The 16,308-nt window shown below is 73.2% G+C and carries 23 protein-coding genes; 10 read left to right on the top strand and 13 right to left on the bottom strand.

Annotated features, from left to right (window positions below; translation table 11 throughout):
- Nucleotides 1–38: 38 nt before the first annotated feature.
- From H4696_RS09535 to H4696_RS09515, 5 genes are all read left to right on the top strand, one after another.
- Nucleotides 39–1,082 (top strand): TetR/AcrR family transcriptional regulator, encoded by a 1,044-nt coding sequence (locus tag H4696_RS09535; RefSeq protein WP_086862460.1) that lies wholly within the window; start codon nucleotides 39–41, stop codon nucleotides 1,080–1,082.
- Nucleotides 1,083–1,251: 169 nt separating this feature from the next.
- Entirely contained in the window at nucleotides 1,252–2,523 is a 1,272-nt protein-coding gene (locus tag H4696_RS09530) for an RNA polymerase sigma factor (RefSeq protein ID WP_086862461.1), read from the top strand.
- On the top strand, nucleotides 2,520–3,311 hold the full coding sequence (locus H4696_RS09525; protein ID WP_086862462.1) for an alpha/beta fold hydrolase: 792 nt from the start codon (nucleotides 2,520–2,522) through the stop codon (nucleotides 3,309–3,311). Before H4696_RS09530 ends, H4696_RS09525 begins: the two co-directional genes overlap by 4 nt.
- A gap of 1 nt (nucleotide 3,312) precedes the next feature.
- Nucleotides 3,313–3,648, top strand: a complete 336-nt coding sequence (locus tag H4696_RS09520; RefSeq protein WP_086862463.1) for a YciI family protein — start codon at nucleotides 3,313–3,315, stop codon at nucleotides 3,646–3,648.
- Nucleotides 3,648–4,118 (top strand): GyrI-like domain-containing protein, encoded by a 471-nt coding sequence (locus H4696_RS09515; protein WP_086862464.1) that lies wholly within the window; start codon nucleotides 3,648–3,650, stop codon nucleotides 4,116–4,118. Before H4696_RS09520 ends, H4696_RS09515 begins: the two co-directional genes overlap by 1 nt.
- On the opposite strand, the gene H4696_RS09510 is transcribed toward H4696_RS09515, so the two are convergent.
- Nucleotides 4,119–4,571 (bottom strand): anthrone oxygenase family protein, encoded by a 453-nt coding sequence (locus tag H4696_RS09510; protein WP_086862465.1) that lies wholly within the window; start codon nucleotides 4,569–4,571, stop codon nucleotides 4,119–4,121.
- A 109-nt stretch (nucleotides 4,572–4,680) separates the two neighbouring features.
- On the opposite strand from H4696_RS09510, the gene H4696_RS09505 reads away from it, so the two are divergent.
- Nucleotides 4,681–5,625, top strand: coding sequence for an AraC family transcriptional regulator (locus tag H4696_RS09505; protein WP_086862466.1), 945 nt, complete (start codon nucleotides 4,681–4,683; stop codon nucleotides 5,623–5,625).
- On the opposite strand, the gene H4696_RS09500 is transcribed toward H4696_RS09505, so the two are convergent.
- From H4696_RS09500 to H4696_RS09475, 6 genes are all read right to left on the bottom strand, one after another.
- Nucleotides 5,585–6,016 carry a YybH family protein gene (locus tag H4696_RS09500; protein ID WP_086862467.1) on the bottom strand — a complete coding sequence of 144 codons (432 nt, stop codon included), beginning with the start codon at nucleotides 6,014–6,016 and terminating at the stop codon, nucleotides 5,585–5,587. The genes H4696_RS09505 and H4696_RS09500 overlap by 41 nt on opposite strands.
- A complete protein-coding gene (locus H4696_RS09495) occupies nucleotides 6,013–6,444 on the bottom strand; it encodes an SRPBCC family protein (RefSeq protein ID WP_086862468.1) in 432 nt (143 codons plus the stop codon). Before H4696_RS09495 ends, H4696_RS09500 begins: the two co-directional genes overlap by 4 nt.
- Nucleotides 6,441–6,788, bottom strand: a complete 348-nt coding sequence (locus tag H4696_RS09490) for an ArsR/SmtB family transcription factor (RefSeq protein WP_086862469.1) — start codon at nucleotides 6,786–6,788, stop codon at nucleotides 6,441–6,443. The genes H4696_RS09495 and H4696_RS09490 overlap by 4 nt, the downstream gene beginning before the upstream one ends.
- Before the next feature lie 9 nt (nucleotides 6,789–6,797).
- On the bottom strand, nucleotides 6,798–7,850 hold the full coding sequence (locus tag H4696_RS09485) for a coiled-coil domain-containing protein (protein WP_225955634.1): 1,053 nt from the start codon (nucleotides 7,848–7,850) through the stop codon (nucleotides 6,798–6,800).
- 151 nt (nucleotides 7,851–8,001) lie between these two features.
- The gene (locus H4696_RS09480) at nucleotides 8,002–9,198 is read right to left on the bottom strand and encodes an RNA polymerase sigma factor (protein ID WP_086862470.1); all 1,197 of its coding nucleotides are present in this window, start codon (nucleotides 9,196–9,198) and stop codon (nucleotides 8,002–8,004) included.
- Nucleotides 9,195–9,539: a YciI family protein gene (locus tag H4696_RS09475; RefSeq protein WP_086862471.1), complete on the bottom strand. Its 345-nt coding sequence runs from the start codon at nucleotides 9,537–9,539 to the stop codon at nucleotides 9,195–9,197. Before H4696_RS09475 ends, H4696_RS09480 begins: the two co-directional genes overlap by 4 nt.
- 106 nt (nucleotides 9,540–9,645) lie before the next feature.
- Between H4696_RS09475 and H4696_RS09470 the strand changes: the two genes are divergently transcribed.
- A complete protein-coding gene (locus H4696_RS09470; protein ID WP_192782203.1) occupies nucleotides 9,646–10,437 on the top strand; it encodes an alpha/beta fold hydrolase in 792 nt (263 codons plus the stop codon).
- 9 nt (nucleotides 10,438–10,446) lie between these two features.
- A complete protein-coding gene (locus tag H4696_RS09465) occupies nucleotides 10,447–11,490 on the top strand; it encodes a tyrosine-type recombinase/integrase (RefSeq protein WP_192782202.1) in 1,044 nt (347 codons plus the stop codon).
- 1 nt (nucleotide 11,491) lies between these two features.
- Here the strand turns inward: H4696_RS09465 and H4696_RS09460 are convergent, their stop codons facing one another.
- Nucleotides 11,492–11,656: a hypothetical protein gene (locus H4696_RS09460; RefSeq protein WP_166640695.1), complete on the bottom strand. Its 165-nt coding sequence runs from the start codon at nucleotides 11,654–11,656 to the stop codon at nucleotides 11,492–11,494.
- Between the two features lie 26 nt (nucleotides 11,657–11,682).
- Between H4696_RS09460 and H4696_RS09455 the strand changes: the two genes are divergently transcribed.
- Entirely contained in the window at nucleotides 11,683–12,192 is a 510-nt protein-coding gene (locus H4696_RS09455) for a CGNR zinc finger domain-containing protein (RefSeq protein ID WP_192782201.1), read from the top strand.
- A gap of 23 nt (nucleotides 12,193–12,215) precedes the next feature.
- Complete coding sequence (locus H4696_RS09450; RefSeq protein ID WP_192782200.1) at nucleotides 12,216–12,992, top strand: SGNH/GDSL hydrolase family protein; 777 nt, start codon at nucleotides 12,216–12,218, stop codon at nucleotides 12,990–12,992.
- Here H4696_RS09450 and H4696_RS09445 read toward each other — a convergent pair.
- From H4696_RS09445 to H4696_RS09425, 5 genes are read right to left on the bottom strand one after another with little or no spacing between them, the layout of a single operon-like run.
- Nucleotides 12,972–13,580, bottom strand: a complete 609-nt coding sequence (locus H4696_RS09445) for an SbtR family transcriptional regulator (RefSeq protein WP_192782199.1) — start codon at nucleotides 13,578–13,580, stop codon at nucleotides 12,972–12,974. The genes H4696_RS09450 and H4696_RS09445 overlap by 21 nt on opposite strands.
- A complete protein-coding gene (locus H4696_RS09440) occupies nucleotides 13,561–14,037 on the bottom strand; it encodes an SRPBCC domain-containing protein (protein ID WP_192782198.1) in 477 nt (158 codons plus the stop codon). Before H4696_RS09440 ends, H4696_RS09445 begins: the two co-directional genes overlap by 20 nt.
- Nucleotides 14,034–14,354 (bottom strand): metalloregulator ArsR/SmtB family transcription factor, encoded by a 321-nt coding sequence (locus H4696_RS09435; RefSeq protein ID WP_192782197.1) that lies wholly within the window; start codon nucleotides 14,352–14,354, stop codon nucleotides 14,034–14,036. Before H4696_RS09435 ends, H4696_RS09440 begins: the two co-directional genes overlap by 4 nt.
- The gene (locus tag H4696_RS09430; protein ID WP_192782196.1) at nucleotides 14,354–14,740 is read right to left on the bottom strand and encodes a VOC family protein; all 387 of its coding nucleotides are present in this window, start codon (nucleotides 14,738–14,740) and stop codon (nucleotides 14,354–14,356) included. The genes H4696_RS09435 and H4696_RS09430 overlap by 1 nt, the downstream gene beginning before the upstream one ends.
- A gap of 26 nt (nucleotides 14,741–14,766) precedes the next feature.
- Entirely contained in the window at nucleotides 14,767–16,281 is a 1,515-nt protein-coding gene (locus H4696_RS09425) for an FAD-dependent monooxygenase (protein ID WP_192782195.1), read from the bottom strand.
- Between the last annotated feature and the right edge of the window lie 27 nt (nucleotides 16,282–16,308).

Raw genomic sequence — 16,308 nt, 5'->3', positions numbered from 1 at the left:
ACGGTATCTTGATTCGCGACACCGCGGCAAGGAGGACGATGGCCAGGCTCAGCAGGGCGGAAACCCAGGAACGCAACCGCGCCAAGGTCCTCGCCGCCGCCCGGGACGAGTTCGCCCGGCGCGGCTTCCGCGAAGCCAAGATCGACGTCATCGCCGACCGCGCCGAGCTCACCCGCGGCGCGGTCTACTCCAACTTCCCCGGCAAGCGAGCGTTGTACTTCGCCGTCCTGGCGGACCTCGCCGAACGCGCCCCGCGCCTCGCCACCCCGCCCCAGGACGCAGGCGCGGCCGCCGTCCTGGCCGCGTTCGCCCGCGCCTGGGTCGCGCGCCTGCCCCTGGCCACCGACAGCGACGGCGAAGACGCCCGCCTCGCCCGCGACCTGCTGCCCGAGGTCCTCGCCGACGAGCACACCCGGCGGCCGTTCGCACAGCTCATGCGCGTGAACGCGATCCTGCTCGGCCTCGCCCTCGAGCGCGCCCGCCCGGGACGGCGCCTCGTGCGGGTCGCCGAAGCCGCCCTCACGACGTTGCACGGCGCGAGCCAGCTGGCGGCCGCCGCACCCGGCTTCGGCGAGCCGTTCCACCTCGTCACCGCCTGCGCCGCGCTGCTCGACCTGGGCCTGAGCGACGACTGGCCCGCGGTCCCGCCGATCACCGCCCAGACCCGGCCGGTCGACGAGCCGTGGCAGCCACCCGCGGCAACGGACCTGCTGACCGGCGAGACCGTCCGGCCCGGCGACGGCGTCGTCACCGTCCTCGGCCTGCACCGCGCCTCGGCCTTCGAAGAAGCCGTCCGCGCCGGCGCCGACGTCACCGCGGTGCTCGTCACCAGCGACCCGGGCGAACTCGCCCCGCTGGCCCGCCTCGCCGTCGCCGACCTGCGCGGCTGCCTCGACCAGGCGATCACCCCGCCGGCCCGCCCCCGGCTGCGGCTGGTCTGCGACGCGGGCGGCGAGCTGGCCGCGGCCGCCGGAGTCACCGCGGTCAGCGACGCCACCGAAGCGGCCGTGCGGATCGAGGGCGGCCGGATCGTCGCGCGCGCCGAAGGGTTCGGCGCCTGCCACGCGGCAGCGACCGAGTAGGCGGCCCCGGCGGCGAGTCCCGGCCGAGAGGTCTTGAATGAGTCATTCAGGTCTTCGGGTGCCCTGAATGACTCATTCAAGACACCCGACCGCGGCAACCCGGCGGCGGGCTGTCGGTCCCGGGCTGGCCCGTTCGTCGGGTGGGTGAACCGGGCGGGAGGAGCAAGGCGTGGACGTCGAAACCGCGGTCGCCGACGCGTTCCGCGACGAGTGGGGCCAGGTCGTGGCCACGCTCATCCGGGTCACCGGCGACTGGGACCTGGCCGAGGAGTGCGCCCAGGAGGCGTTCGCCCTCGCCCTGCGCACCTGGCCCCGCGACGGCGTCCCGCGCAAGCCCGGCGCCTGGCTGACCACCGCCGCCCGCAACCGCGCCACCGACCGGCTCCGCCGCGACGCCGTCGGCGCCGCCAAGCTCGAGGAGGCCGCCCGCGTGCACGTCCCCGGCGAACCCGAACCCGACGACAGCGGCGTCACCGACGACCGGCTGCGGCTCATCTTCACCTGCTGCCACCCCGCACTGGCCACCGAAGCCCAGGTCGCGCTCGCGCTGCGCACCCTCGCCGGGCTGTCCACCGCCGAGATCGCCCGCGCCTTCCTCGTCCCGGAAGCGACCATGTCGCAACGGCTCGTGCGGGTGAAGCGCAAGATCCGCCACGCCCGCATCCCCTACCGCGTCCCGCCCGCGCACCTGCTGCCCGAACGCACCAACGCCGTGCTCGGCGTGCTGTACCTGACGTTCAACGAGGGCTACTCCGCCAGCGCCGGACCCGACCTGCAGCGCCCCGACCTCGCCGCCGAAGCCGTCCGGCTCGCCCGCGTCCTGGCCGGGCTGATGCCCGACGAACCCGAAGCCCTCGGCCTGCTCGCGCTGCTGCTGCTCCAGCACGCCCGACGCGCCACCCGCGTCGGCGACGACGGCGAGCTCGTCCCCCTCGAAGAGCAGGACCGCACCCGCTGGGACACCGAGCGCATCACCGAAGGCACGCAGGTCCTGGAGACCGCGTTGCGCCGACGCCGTCCCGGGCCGTACCAGATCCAGGCCGCCATCGCCGCCTGCCACGCGATCGCCACCCGCGCCGCCGACACCGACTGGCCGCAGATCGCCGGCCTCTACCGCGAGCTGCGCAAGTTCGTCCCCAGCGCCGTCGTCGACCTCAACCGGGCCATCGCGATCGGCATGGCCGACGGCCCCGAAGCCGGCCTCACCCTGCTCGACGAACTGGACCTGCCGAACTACCACCTGCTCCCGGCCACCCGCGCCGACTTCCTCCGCCGCCTCGGCCGCCACGACGAAGCCGCCCGGTGGTACGCCGCCGCGCGCGAGCTGGCGCCCACCGACGCCGAACGCGCCTACCTCACGCGAAGAATCTCGGAGACGGTGTCCGTCCGGGCCGATCCCGTTCGTCGGGTGGACGAACCCCGACCGGAGGAGACCCCATGACCACCCTCGACGTTCCCGGCGCCACCCTCACCTACGACGTCACCGGCAGCGGCCCCGTCCTGCTGCTCGTGCCCGGCGGCGCGGCCGACTCCACCATGTTCGCCCCGATCCGCCCGCTCCTCGCCGAAGACCACACCGTCGTCACCTACGACCCCCGCGGCATCTCCCGCAGCCCCTTGCACGGCGAGCCGGGCCCGGACACCATCCGCGAACACGCCGACGACGTGGACCGCCTGCTCACCGAGGTCGGTCCCGCCGACGTCTTCGCCAGCAGCGGCGGCGCGATCACGCTGCTCGAGCACGTCGTGCGCCACGCCGGCCGGGTCCGCACCGTCGTGCTGCACGAACCGCCGGTGACGCGTTACCTCGGCCCGGACGTCCTCGCCGGCCCCGACATCCCGGCGATCTACCGCGAGCACGGCATCGGCGCCGCCATCGCCGCCTTCATGGAGATGTCCGGGTTCGACATCGCCCCGCCCGCCGACCCGACGCCCGAAGAGTTCGCCCAGATGAGGGTGATGGAAGGCAACTTCGCCTACTTCTTCGGGCACCTGATGGCCGCGATCGGTGCCTACGAGCCCGACCTCGACGCGCTGCGGGCGACGTCCGCGCGGCTGGTCGTCGGCGTCGGGGAGAAGTCCGCCGGCCTGCCCGCCCACGAAGCGGGTCTGGGCCTGGCCGCCGACCTCGGGCTGACCGCCGAACCGTTCCCCGGCGACCACGGCGGCTTCGAAGCCGAGCCGGCCGCCTTCGCCGCGCGCCTGCGCGCCGTCCTGGAAGGATGCTGACATGCGGTACCTGCTGATGATCGCCGGTGACGAGAGCGCCGAAGCGCACCAGAACGACGGCTGCGGCGGCTGGGGCGAGGACCTCGAACGCCGCGGCAAGATCCACGGCGGCGGTGGCCTGCGCCCGCCGTCGGAAGCCACGACCATCCGGGTCCGCGACGGCGAAGTCCTGCTCACCGACGGGCCGTTCACCGAGGCCAAGGAACAGATCGGCGGCTTCGTCGTGCTCGACTGCGACGACCTCGACGAAGCACTCGAAATCGCGGCCAAGCACCCCGCCGCCACCTACGGCAGCATCGAGGTCCGCCCGATGCTCGGCCCGGAGGACTTCGCCTGATGCCCGAGATCGTCGAGCGGCCGGCCCAGCGGTACGTCGCCGAGCGCGCCACCGTCGCCATCCCGGAGTTCCCGCGCATCGCCGACCGGCTCCCGGCCCTGATCGGCACCGTCGTCCCGGCAGGAGCGCCGTTCTTCCGCTACCGGGTACTGCACCCGGGGATGCGGTTCACCGTCGAAGCCGGCGTGCCCGTCGACGACGCCTTCGAACCGGAAGAACCGGCCTTCGCCGACGAGCTTCCGGCGGGCCGGTACGTCCTCGACACCTACGTCGGCGCCCCCGACGGCCTGGCCGCCGCGACCGCGTCGGTCCTCGAATGGGGCGCCGCCCAGGGCATCGAGTGGGACCGCCGCGAAGGACCGGACGGCGAAGAGTGGGGCTGCCGCCTGGAAGTGCTGCGCAGCAACCCCCTCGAAGTACCCGACCCCGCCCAGTGGGTGACCGACCTGCTCTTCCGCATCGCGGAGTGATCAGCCGCGCCGGATGAGCACGGCCGTGACCAGGCAGCCGAAGCCGGCCGTGCTCACCACCGCGCGCACGACGTTCCAGCGCACCCACACCGCCTCGAACTGAGCCCGCACCGCCGCGTAGTCGTCACCGCCGGCGTCCAGGGCGTTGTTGAGCGGGATGTTCACCACGCCGGTGACCACCAGCATCGCCACCAGGAACCCGAACCCGGCGAGCACCCACGGCCGCGCGCCGGTGTCGAGGAACACCGCCACGCCCGCCAGCACCGGCGCGCCCAGGAACGTCAGCAGGAACACCGGGTTGACGATGGCGACGTTGATCCCCCGCATCCCCTCGACGAACGTCTTGTCGTCCCCGCGCGCCAGGCCCGGCATGACCGAGCAGGCGTAGGCGTAGAACAGGCCGGCGATCAACCCGGCCGCGACCAGCGCGGCCACCAGCACCACCGTCGACATCGGCTTTCCTTTCCCCCTCAACGTCATGGCCGTAAGTCAACCGGTCGGCGGTGAGACTCTCCATAGTTCAGAAACTCGATGGCATGTTCCAGCGTCTACACTCCGGCGCATGGACCCGCTCGCCGCGCTCCTCGACGGCCCTCGCGCCCACGGCGCGTTCCTGCTGCGCTCGGTGCTGACCCCGCCGTGGTCGCTGCGCATCGAAGACCGGGCACCCCTGACCGTCGTGGCCGTCGTCCGCGGCGAAGCGTGGATCGTGCCCGACGGCGGCGAAGCAGTCTCGATGGGCGAAGGTGACGTCGCGATCGCCCGCGGCCCCGACCCGTACCTGGTCGCCGACCACCCCGGGACGCCACCGCAGGCGATCATCCTGCCCGGGCAAGAGTGCCGGACCCCCGCCGGCGGGCACCTCACCGAGCTCACCGGCCTCGGCGTCCGCACCTGGGGCCACGGCACCGACGGCCCGGTCGTGCTGCTCACCGGCACATACACGATGGAAGGCGAGCTGAGCAAACGGCTCTTGGCGGCGCTGCCCACCCTGATCGTCCTGCGTGCGGCCGACTGGCCGACCCCGCTGGTGGCGCTGCTCGCCGCCGAGATCGGCCGGGACGTGCCAGGTCAGGAAGCCGTCCTCGACCGGCTGCTCGACCTGCTGCTGATCGCGGCGCTGCGGGCCTGGTTCGACCGGCCGGACACCGCGGCGCCGGCCTGGTACCGCGCCCACGACGACCCGGTCGTCGGCCAGGCGCTGCGGCTGCTGCAGCACCAGCCCGCGGAACCGTGGACGGTCGCCGAGCTGGCTTCCGCCACCGGCATTTCCCGCGCGGCACTGGCCCGCCGCTTCGCCGCGGCGGTCGGCGAGACCCCGATGGCCTACCTGACCGGCTGGCGGCTCGCGCTGGCCGCCGACCTGCTGCGCCAGCACCGGGAAACCACCATCGGTTCGGTGGCCCGCCAGGTCGGGTACGGCAGCGCGTTCGCCCTCAGCACAGCCTTCAAGCGCGAGTTCGGCGTCAGCCCGCAGCGGTACCGGACGCGGGAACCAGCGTCGTGAGGGCTTCCCCGGTGGCGCCGTCGAACGGCACCGAGCTGTGTTCGTGCACGATCTTCCAGCCGTCCTCGCCCCGCCGGAGCCCGACGGTGGAGCGCACCCACATCGACACCTCGGTGCCGTCGGTCATGGTGCCGCGGACCTGGAAGAGGTAGTGCGCGAAGGCGACATCGCCGCCGGTGACCACCTCGAGGTCCCGGATCCGCAGGCCGATCTCCGTGCGGTAGGCGCCGAACCACTGCGTCAGCCGGGCCCGCTCGGCGTCGCGCCCCCGGTCGCACAGTGAGCCGACCGCGTCGAACAGCGTGACGTCTTCGGCGTACTGCGCGACGAGGGCCTCGACGTCCTTCGCCGCCACGGCCGAGACGCGGGATTCGATGAGTGCGGCGGTCATTTCAGCGCCTCGCCGAGCCGGTCGAGCCAGTCGCCCGTGCCCTGCTCGCGCCACTCGGGTTCCTCGGCGCCGTCGAGGAAGGTGCCCTGTTCGGTCAGCACCAGCCGGGTGCCGTCACCTTCCGCGACCAGCTCGACCGTGGTGATCGAGACCGTGGCGAGCGCGTTCCCGCCGCTGAGCGTCGTGGCGTAGACGATCCGCTGGTCCGGGACGATGTCGTGGTAGGTCGAGACGACGTTCAGCTTCGTCTCGTTCGGGCCGAGCGCGTCGACGGTTTCCGTGCCGCCGACCCGGAAGTCCAAGGTGTGCGAGCCGTCCGGGACGAACCAGCGGGCCTTCGCGGCCGGGTCCGACCACGCGGCGAAGACCCGCCGCGGCGGCACGGGGTAGGTGCGTTCGAGGGTGAAGGTGGCGTGCTTGACGGTCATGACGTGCTCCCTTCCGAGGTCCCCGGCCCGGCGAGGAAGTCACCGAGCCGGTCGAGCCTGCCCTCCCACGTGGTGCGCTGCCGTCCCAGCCAGTGCTCGCCGGCGCGCAGCACCTCCGGTTCGATCCGGCAGGTGCGGACGCGGCCGACCTTCTCCGACCGCACGATCCCGGCCGTCTCCAGCACCTGGAGGTGCTGCACGACCGCGGCGAGCGACATGGTCAGCGGCTCGGCCAGCTCACTGACCGACGCCGGACCGCGCACGAGCCGCTCCACCAGCGCCCGCCGCGTCCGGTCGCCCAGGGCGCGGAACACCAGGTCCAGCGACTCATCATGGTTAAGCATCTACTTAAGTTAAGACTGACTCGGCGATTGGTCAAGTAATTGCTTAAGTGTTTCGGGTAGCTCCGACGTGTCACGCAGGACGGCGAGCACGCGGGCCAGCTCGCGCTCGGCCGCGTCACCGCGGCTTACGGCAGTGCGGAGTTCGGCGCCCAGGTTCGTGGTGGTTTCGTGCATCGACCGGATCGTCTGTTCGTGGGCGGCCTGCGTCTCGGCGAGCCGCTGGTCATACCCGGCCCGTAGGCGTTCGGCATCGACGCGGGCGCGGTCCTCCTGCGCCGCCACGGCTTTGGTGTGGTCTTCGCGGGCGGCGTCGAAGCGTTCCTGGATGGCGTCCGCACGGCTTTCGGCTGCCTCGGCTCGTGCTGCGGCAGCTGCGGTGCGGCCGCGTTCCTCGTCGATGGCCGCCCGGGCGGCGGCCAGTTCGGCGGTCAGGGTCGCGATCGTCGCGGCGCGTTCGCCGGCCAAGGCCGCGGCGGCGTCGGCACGATCGGCGACCCGGGCGAGTTCGTCCCGGACGGCGGCCAGCTGTCCTTCGGCCCGCTGCTGCTCCTGCACGGCGGCGCGCCGGGCCGCGCGCTCCTCGTCCCGCTCCCGGAGGGCGGCGGTCTTGTCCTGTTCGGCGGCTTTCGCCGCGGCGACGGCCGCTTCGGCCTCCTCCCGGTCTTGAGCGGCGGCGGCTTCGGCACGGCCACGCTGCAGACGGTGCTCATCGGCTTCGGCCAGTGCTGCGTCCCGCTCGGAGAGAGCGGTGGCGGTGGTCGCCTCGAGCTGGTGGCGCAGCGTCGTGAGCGTCTCCACGAGCCCGCGGGCCGGTTCGAGCACCCGGTCGACCTGGCCGGCGAGCGCGGTGACGGCGGTGTCGTCCAGCTCAGTGTCGCTCTCCCGCAGCGACTCGGCGTCCGCCAGCACGGCTTCGGCGTCGCGGCAGGTGAGGTTCCGCCGCCCCCAAGTTTTGCCGTCCTGACAGAACCGCGCCCGGCTTCCCCGCCCCACCGCGGGCGGCAGCGGTGCCCCGCACCGCCGGTACTCGCAAACCCGGATCTGACCAGCGTCTTCCGTCATGATCAGGACCCTATCAAAGCTTCTGATCAGAACCAGAAGCAGCTGTTCAAAATCAAAAGATTAGCTGAGGCACGTCTGACTTTGGATAAGGTCACATATCCGAACTCAAATGGGCCTGATGGTCGGAAGGGGCCCTCAAAAACTGGGTGGGCTACCCGCGACGCCCGGAGGCGGCGAGTTTGCGCCGCAGAAGCTCCCGCTCGGCGCCGTTCCCCGTGAGCCCGATCGCCACCGCATACGCCTCCGCCGCCTCCCCCGGGCGGCCGAGGCGGTCCAGCAGGTCCGCGCGGATCGCGTGGTACAGCCCGAAGCGCGGCAGATCCAGCGCCTCGACCAGGGCCAGTCCCGCCGCCGGGCCGTCGACCTCGGCGACCGCGACCGCCCGGTTCAACGCCACCACCGGCGTCGGCGCGATCGTTAGCAGCTGGTCGTACAGCGCCTTGACCTGCGTCCAATCGGTCGGGGCGTCGCTGTGGACGGCCTGGATCGCCGCCTGGATCTGGTACGGCCCCGGCTGGTTGCGGCGCAGGCACCGGCGGACGATCTCCTGGCCTTCGGCGATCGACGCCGCGTCCCAGCGAGACCGGTCCTGGTCGGCCAGCAGCACCAGGTCGCCGTCCGGGGTGGTGCGGGCGGCCCGTCGCGAATGGCTGAGCAGCAGTAACGCCAGCAGCCCCCAGACCTCCGGCTCATCGGGCATCAGCCCGGCCAGTGCGCGCGTGAGCCGGATCGCCTCGGTACAGAGGTCGTCGCGGACCAGGTGCTCCCCCGTGCTGGCCGCGTAGCCCTCGTTGAAGATCAGGTACAGCACGCCCAGCACCCCCGACAGCCGCGCGGGGAGGTCGGCGTCCTGCGGGACGCGGTACGGGATCCCCGCGTCGCGGATCTTGTTCTTCGCGCGGACGATCCGCTGGGCCATCGTGGGCTCGGGCACCAGGAACGCGGCCGCGATCTCCGCCGTCGTGAGGCCCCCGAGCAGCCGCAATGTCAACGCCACCTGTGTCGGGCGGGCCAGCGCGGGGTGGCAGCAGGTGAAGATCAGCCGGAGCCGTTCGTCGGGCACGGCGCCCTCCTCGACGGGCTCGGCTTCGGCGTGCGTCAGAGCCGCCTGGGCGTGCTTGTCCGCCCGTGCGGCCTCGCGGCGCAGGCGGTCGATCGCGCGGTTGCGGGCGGTGGTGATGATCCAGCCCGCCGGGCTCGGCGGGAGCCCGGCGGCCGGCCACCGCCGGACGGCTTCGGCGAACGCGTCCTGCACGGCTTCTTCGGCGACGTCGATGTCCCCGAAGACCCGCACCAGGACCGACACCGCACGCCCGTACTCGGCGGCGTAGACGTCCTCGATCCTCATCCGCTGAACGGTCGCACCTCGACCGGCAATGGCGCCACGGCGTCGGCGAGGCGCCCGCCCCAGGCGAGGGCCGCGTCGAGGTCGGGCGCGGTGATGATGGTGAACCCGCCGAGGTGCTCCTTGCCCTCGGCGTAGGGCCCGTCGGTGACGAGGGTGTCGCCGTCGGCGGCCCGCAGCACGGTGGCCGTCGACGGCGGGTGCAGGCCACCGGCGAACACCCACGCCCCGGCCGCCTTGAGGTCGGCGTTCAGCACGTCGAGCTTCTTCATGACCTCGTCGAGCACCTCCGGCGGCGGGGTGGGGCCGTCGGGCTGGTAGATGCTGAGCAGGTACTGCTTCACGTCGTCCTCCTCGGTGGTGTCTTCACCGCTGATACGAACGGGGCCCGGGCGGATCGACAGCGTCCCGGCACGGATTTTGCGTGGACGCGACCGGGAAGATCAAGGCATGAGGATGCGCGCTTCCGACCACGAGACCACCGTGACCACCCGGGGCAGCCACGGGCCCGCCGTGCTGCTCGTGCACTCCCTGGGCTTGGACCGCCGCATGTGGGACCCGGTGCTCGACCGGCTGGCGACCGGGCGGCGGGTGTTCGCTTACGACAGCCGCGGGCACGGGTCCGCCGCCGGCGCGCCGCTGCCGTTCACCATGGCCGCTGCCGGTGCCGACCTCGTGGCCGTGCTCGACGCGCTCGAGCTGGGTATCGCGCACGTCGCCGGGTTGTCGCTGGGCGGGGCGATCGCGCAGACCGCCGCCGTCGCCGCACCCGGCCGCTTCGCCTCGCTGACCCTGCTGGGCGCGCCGGACCGGCCGGTTCCGGCGGCGTTCGAGGAACGCGCGCGGATCGCCGAGACCGGCGGCATGGAGCCGCTGGTCGGGCCGACACTGGAGCGGTGGTTCACCGCGGCCGCGCTCGAAGCCGACACCGAAGGCGTGCGCTACGCCCGTGAGTGCGTCGCCTCCTTCGACCCGGTCACGTGGGCGTCGATCTGGCGTGGCTACGGCGGTCTCGACGTCTACGAGCGGCTGCGCGGTTTCCCGGCCCCGGCCTTGGCGCTCGCCGGGGAGGCCGACGCGTCGATCACCATCGACGGCATGGCCGCCGTCGCCGCGCGGATCGGCGGCGGCGCGAAGCTGGAGGTCGTTCCCGGCGCCCCGCACATCCAGACCCTCGAACGCCCCGATGAGGTGGCCGACGCCCTGGACCGGTTCCTGCCCGCGGAGATCGACATCCCGTAACCTCGGCGCGTGCCCGACCTGCAACCGGTGACCGACGCCGATCTCGCCGCCGCCAGCCCGCGGGAGCGGCTCGCGCTGCTGGACGAAGCCGCGACCCGGCACGTCGACGGGCAGCGGCCGCCCAACACGCTCAAGGCCTACGCGCAGGACTGGCAGGTGTGGCAGGACTACACCGCCGAGGCCGGGATCCCGCCGCTGTCGGCGACGATCGGCGCGCTGACCGGGTTCGTCGTGTGGCTCGAGCGCGGCCGCACGCTGCGCCCGGACGAACGCGCGGTGCCCGAGGTGCCGGAGCTGGCCGCGCCGGCGGCGCCGTCGACGATCGAGCGGCGGCTCACCGGGGCGCTGGCCGGGCTGCGGCACCACAAGGTCGTCGTCGATCCCGAAGCGAGCCGCGCCGCCTGGCGGGCGTTGAAGGGTTACCGGCAACGGCTCGCCAGGGAGGGCGTCCAGCGCGGGCGCGGCAAGGCCACCATGGTGACCCTCGCCGACCTGCGGGCGATGTCGCGCGCCTGCCCGGACACCCTGGCCGGCGCCCGCGACCGGGCGATGCTGCTGATCGGGTTCCCGATCGCCGCGCGTTGCTCGGACCTGGCGAACCTGCTGGTCACCGACGTCGAGCCGGTCGACGACCGGGGGCTGGCGGTGACCGTGCGGCACGGCAAGAGCACCGGCGACATGGTCGTCCCGCGGCGCGAAAACCCCGAGACCGACCCGGTGCGGGCGTGGCACGCGTGGCGCTCCGGTGCCGGGATCACCGAGGGTCCGGCGTTTCGCCGGGTCGACCGGCACGGCAACGTCGGCGTGCCCGCGCTGAGCACCACCGGCGTCAACCAGATCCTGACCCGGGCCGGGGTCCGGGCGAGCCTGCCGTACCCGGTGACCGGGCACTCGCTGCGGTCCGGGTTCGCGACCGAGGCGCGCCGGGCCGGCGCGGACGACCTCGCCATCGCCGACCAGGGCCGCTGGGTCCGCGGCAGCCGCGCGCTCTACGAGTACATCCGCCGCGTCGACCAGTGGAACGACAACGCGGCGGGCGTGCTCGACCTCTGACTCACCGGGCCGGCCGGGTGGCGCCGACGACTTCGCCGTCGAGCCGGGCGAGCCAGCTGCCGCAGACGCAGCGCACGTAGTCGAGCCGGTGGGAAGCGCGCTGGGCCGCGGTCGCCGGCAGTTCGGCGAGCGGCCAGCCGCAGCGGGGGCAACGGTTGACGTCCATGCCCCCGATCGTGCTGTAATGACTTAGTGCACTTCAACCCTTACGGCGGCCCGGCCGCGCTCGTGGCCGCCGACCTGGTCAACGCCGGCTCGGCGAGCGAGCTCCTCGACGGCATGGTCCGCAACGGCATGGCGATCAAGGCGCTGACCGAGGACGAGGCCACGCGGATCGGGACGTGGGCCGAGCAGCTGCGGCCGGTGTTCGCCGCCGAGTCCGCGGCCCGGCCGGAGCTGGTCAACACGCTGCTCGCCGAAGCGGCGTGCCGCCCGTACATCACCACCCACGACGGCAAGCCACCCCACCTGCACTACTCGGCGGAGGACGCCGGACCGGTCGGCCGAGTGCGGGCTTACACCGCGGGAGGTCTCGCGCACCTGGTGTGCGAGGCGCCGGACCGGCTCGGGATCTGCGGTCGGGAGGGTTGTGAGATGGCGTATGTGGACACGTCCCGGAATGGCCGGCGGCGGTTCTGCTCGACGCGGTGCGCGACGCGGGTGCACGTCGCCGACCATCGGGCCCGGCAGGTCAGCGCGTGACGGGCGTTGCCTAGACTGCGGACATGAGCAAGCGCTTAGTGGCCCTGGGGGACTCGTTCACCGAAGGCGTCGGCGACGACGATCCCGGCTACCCGAACGGCGTCCGCGGCTGGGCCGACCGCGTCGCCGAACAGCTCGCCGCGCGCGAGGCGGACTTCCGGTACGCCAACCTCGCGATCCGGGGCAAGCTGCTGCCGCAGATCCTGGCCGAACAGCTCGAGCCCGCGCTGGCCATGGCGCCCGACCTCGTCACCCTCTACGCCGGCGGCAACGATCTCATGCGGCCCAAGGTCGACATCGACGCGCTGATGGTCGACTACGAGGTCGCCGTCGCGCGGATCCGGGGCACCGGGGCGCGGCTGGTGCTGTTCACCGGGGTCGACGGGGTCGAAGACGCGCTGTTCCGCAAGATGCGCGGCCGGGTCGCGATCTACAACGAGTTCGTGCGCGCCATCGCCGCGAAGCACGGGGCGCTCCTGGTGGACATGTGGGCGATGCGGCAGCTGCGCGACCGGCGCCGGTGGGCTCCGGATCGGCTGCACCTCAACGCCTACGGCCACACCGAGGTCGCCATCGCGGTGCTGGCCGCGCTCGGGGTCGAGCACCCGCTGACGGCGGCCGAGCTGGGGCCGCGTGAGGTGCTGAGTGCCGCGGCCCGGCGCAGCCAGAACCTGCGGTGGGCGCAGGAGCACGCGTTGCCGTGGGTGCGGCGCCGGCTGCGGGGCGAGTCCTCCGGGGACACGCTCACCGCGAAGCGCCCGGCGCTGGAGCCGGTCGCCTCAGCGCCGGTCCCCCGCTGACGGGCGGAGGCCGTCGAAGAGGATCGTCACGGCCCGGTCGCGCAGGCGCGCGTCCGGGCCGGCGTACTCGGCGGCCCGCGCGACTCCGATGATCACCGTGATCAGCTCGCCGACGACGAGGTCCTCGCGCACCGCGCCGGCACCCTGCGCGCGCGAAAGCAGCACGCCGAGGGATTCCATCAGGCGGGCTCCGATGTCGGACTTCGCCACCGGCACGGTGACCCCGGCCGCGGTGAGTGCCTCGAAGTAGGCGTTCTTCGCGCTCGACATCTCGATCCAGCTGGTCAGGAACGTGAAGAACGCCCCGCCCGGGTCCGCGGACTCCGCCGCGACGGCGGCCTCGGCCTCGTCGACGAAGCGGTGCAGCCGGGCGTAGAGCACCGCTTCGAGCAGGGCTTCCTTCGTCGGGAAGTGCCGGAACACCGTGCCGATGCCGACCCCGGCGGCGCGGGCGACCTCTTCCGTCGGCGCGCCGGTGCCCTTGGCGGCGAACACGCTCTCGGCGGCCTCCAAAACCCGCGCGCGGTTGCGGCGGGCGTCGGCGCGCAGCGGTTTGGACGCGGCAGGATCAGCGGTCGCGGGGTTCACCACCCGATGGTAACGGGGCCGGATCCGGCAGCGTGTCCAGCAACCGGGCCAGCGCCCACGGCACGTGGGAGCGCCAGCCGCCGCCCATGATCCGCCGGGAGACGCGCTGGAACTCGTCGTCCGGGTCGAACCCTTCGTGGCTGAGGAACAGGCGGGTGCCGGTGCCTTCGGGGACCAGCCGCCAGGTGACCGTCCACTGCGGACCCCAGCGGATGCTCAGCTTGCGCTCGGGTTCGACTTCCAGCACCTCGCACGCCACCGGGCCGCCGGCGAACCCGGCCGCGGGCACCGGCTCGGCCAGCAGCTCGAACCGGTGCCCCACCACGGGTTTGATGTCGTTGGGCATGTTGATCCAGCGTTCGAGCAAGTCCGGTTCGGTCAGCGCGCGCCACACCTTGCGGGCCGGGTGGGCGAGGAACTGGTCGACGTGGATCGCGGTCGGATCGTCGCCGGTCACAGGTCGTCCTCCTCGTCCAGCAGGTCACGCAGGTTGGCGAGCTTGCCGCGCCAGAAGCGCTCGTACGGCGTCAGCCAGTCCGCGACTTCTTCCAGCGGTGCCGCGTCCAGCCGGTAGACGCGGTTGCGGCCCTGCCGCTGCTCGGCGACCAGGCCGGCCTCTCGGAGTACCCGAAGGTGTTCCGAGAGGCTCGGCCGGGCCATGTCGAACCGGTCGGCGATCGCGCCGGCCGGCATCGGGCCGTCCAGCAGCAGCCGCAGGACCTCGCGCCGGGCCGGGCTGGCCAGCGCGGCGAAGACGTCGTCGTTGACCGGCATCAGTTCGGGACGTTGCCGAAGTCCGACGGCTGCAGCAGGCCGAGGGTGTGGCCGTCGAGGTCCTTGAACGACGTCGCCCGCCCCCACGGCCGCTCCTCCGGTTCGGCCACCTCGATCCCGGCCGCCCGCAGCGCGGCGACGTCGGTGTCGAGGTCGGTGGTCTGCAGCTGGAAGTGCCGCGACCCCGGCTCGACCCCGGTGACCTGCTGGTCGGTCAGCACGACCCCGGTCTTCGCCCCCTTCGGCGCGACCAGCACGAACCGGCCGCCCTCGGGCGTGCGGCGGTCGACGAGCGCTTCGAAGCCGAGCTTGCCGACGTAGAAGTCCCGCGCGCGGGCGTGGTCGGCGACGGGCAGGGTCAGGAACTGCACGTGGGTGATCGTCATGCCGCCGACCATACGTAGGAGATCTCCTACATGTCAACCGGGCTGCCGAACCACCGCTCCAGCGCCGTCCGCAGGGCCTTGCGCTCGGGCTCCACCGCGCTGCTCGCCCAGGCGACGTAGCCGTCGGGCCGGAGGAGCAGTGCGGTCACGTCGCCCTTCGCCGAGCCGGTGACGAGGTCGACCCGGTCGGTCCAGCCGCGCAGCTCGTCGCCGAGCGAGCCGGTGAAGTCCAGCAGCAGCGGCCGGGCCGTCGTGGTCAGCTCGGCGAGCCGGGTGCCGTCGGCCAGCACCAGGTCCGGGGCCCAGCGGCCGTCGAGCGGGTGGTCGGTGGCCGGCTCGTACCGGACGTCGGCGCCGGACATCAGGTCCGCGATGTGCTGCACCGTGCTCGGCAGCCGCAGCAGCTCGCCGAACAGCTCGCGCAGCGCGGTGACGTCACGCCCGGGCGTGATCAGCGCGGCCTGGGCCTGGGTGTGCATGACAACGCGCTCGGCGACCGGACGGCGTTCGCTCTCGTAGGTGTCGAGCAGCCCGGCCGGGGCCCAGCCGCGCACGGCGGCCGCGAGCTTCCAGCCGAGACCGACCGCGTCCTGCAGCCCGAGGTTGAGCCCAGGGCCGCCGATCGCGGAGTGGACGTGCGCCGCGTCGCCGACCAGCAGGACGCGGCCCTCGCGGAACTTGTCGGCCAGCCGGGTGTTGCGTCCGCGCAGCCGCCGCAGCAGGTGCGGGCCGTCGCCTTCGGGCGGGCCGATCGGCAGGTCGAACCCGAGGACACGGCGGATGCTCGCGCGCTGCTCGTCGAGGGTCATCGGCGGTTCGTCGCCGGTTTCCTCCTCGTCGGTCCACTCCATCGTGGTGACCAGCGCGCCGGCCGGGAACGGCGCGTAGACGAACAAGCCGATTTCGGTGCGGTAGTGGAAGAACGGCGGGATGACGCCGTGCCCGGGCACGCGCAGGCCGCCGGATGCCGGGTCGACGAACTCGGCGGGCACGGTGGCGTTGGCCGTGTGCGACAGGGTGCGGTCTTCGGTGACGCCGGGGAAGCCGATGCCGGCGAGCTTGCGGGTGACGCTGCGGCCGCCGTCCGCGCCGACGAGGTACCGCGCGGTGATCCGCGACGGGCCGCCGGGGCCGGAGACCTCGAGGGTGACCGCGTCGGCGTCCTGGCTCAGGCCGGTGAGCTCGTGGCCGCGGCGGACTTCCACGCCGAGTTCGGCGGCGCGTTCGCCGAGCATCGCCTCGACGCGCCGCTGCGGCACGCCGAGGATCGTCAGCGGGTTGGGGTCGGTCAGGGTGAGGTCGAGGCGCATCGCCCCGAACACGAACGCGGGCGTGGGCGGCCCGAGCGGGCCGGCCAGCCGTTCGTGCAGGCCGCGGCGGTCCAGGAGGCGGACGACCTGGCCGACGAGCCCGTTGGCGCGGTTCTCGGTGGTGGGCTCGGGCAGCCGTTCCAGCACCAGCGGGCGAACGCCGGCGAGGGCGAGTTCGCAGGCGAGCATGAGGCCGTTGGGCCCGGCTCCGGCGATGACGACGTCTTCCATGGCGGAACTCCTCTTGGGCAGGACGAA

The sequence above is a fragment of the Amycolatopsis lexingtonensis genome, assembly GCF_014873755.1.
Classification (GTDB): Bacteria; Actinomycetota; Actinomycetes; order Mycobacteriales; family Pseudonocardiaceae; genus Amycolatopsis; species Amycolatopsis lexingtonensis.
This window is presented reverse-complemented; position numbering and strand designations above follow the sequence as displayed.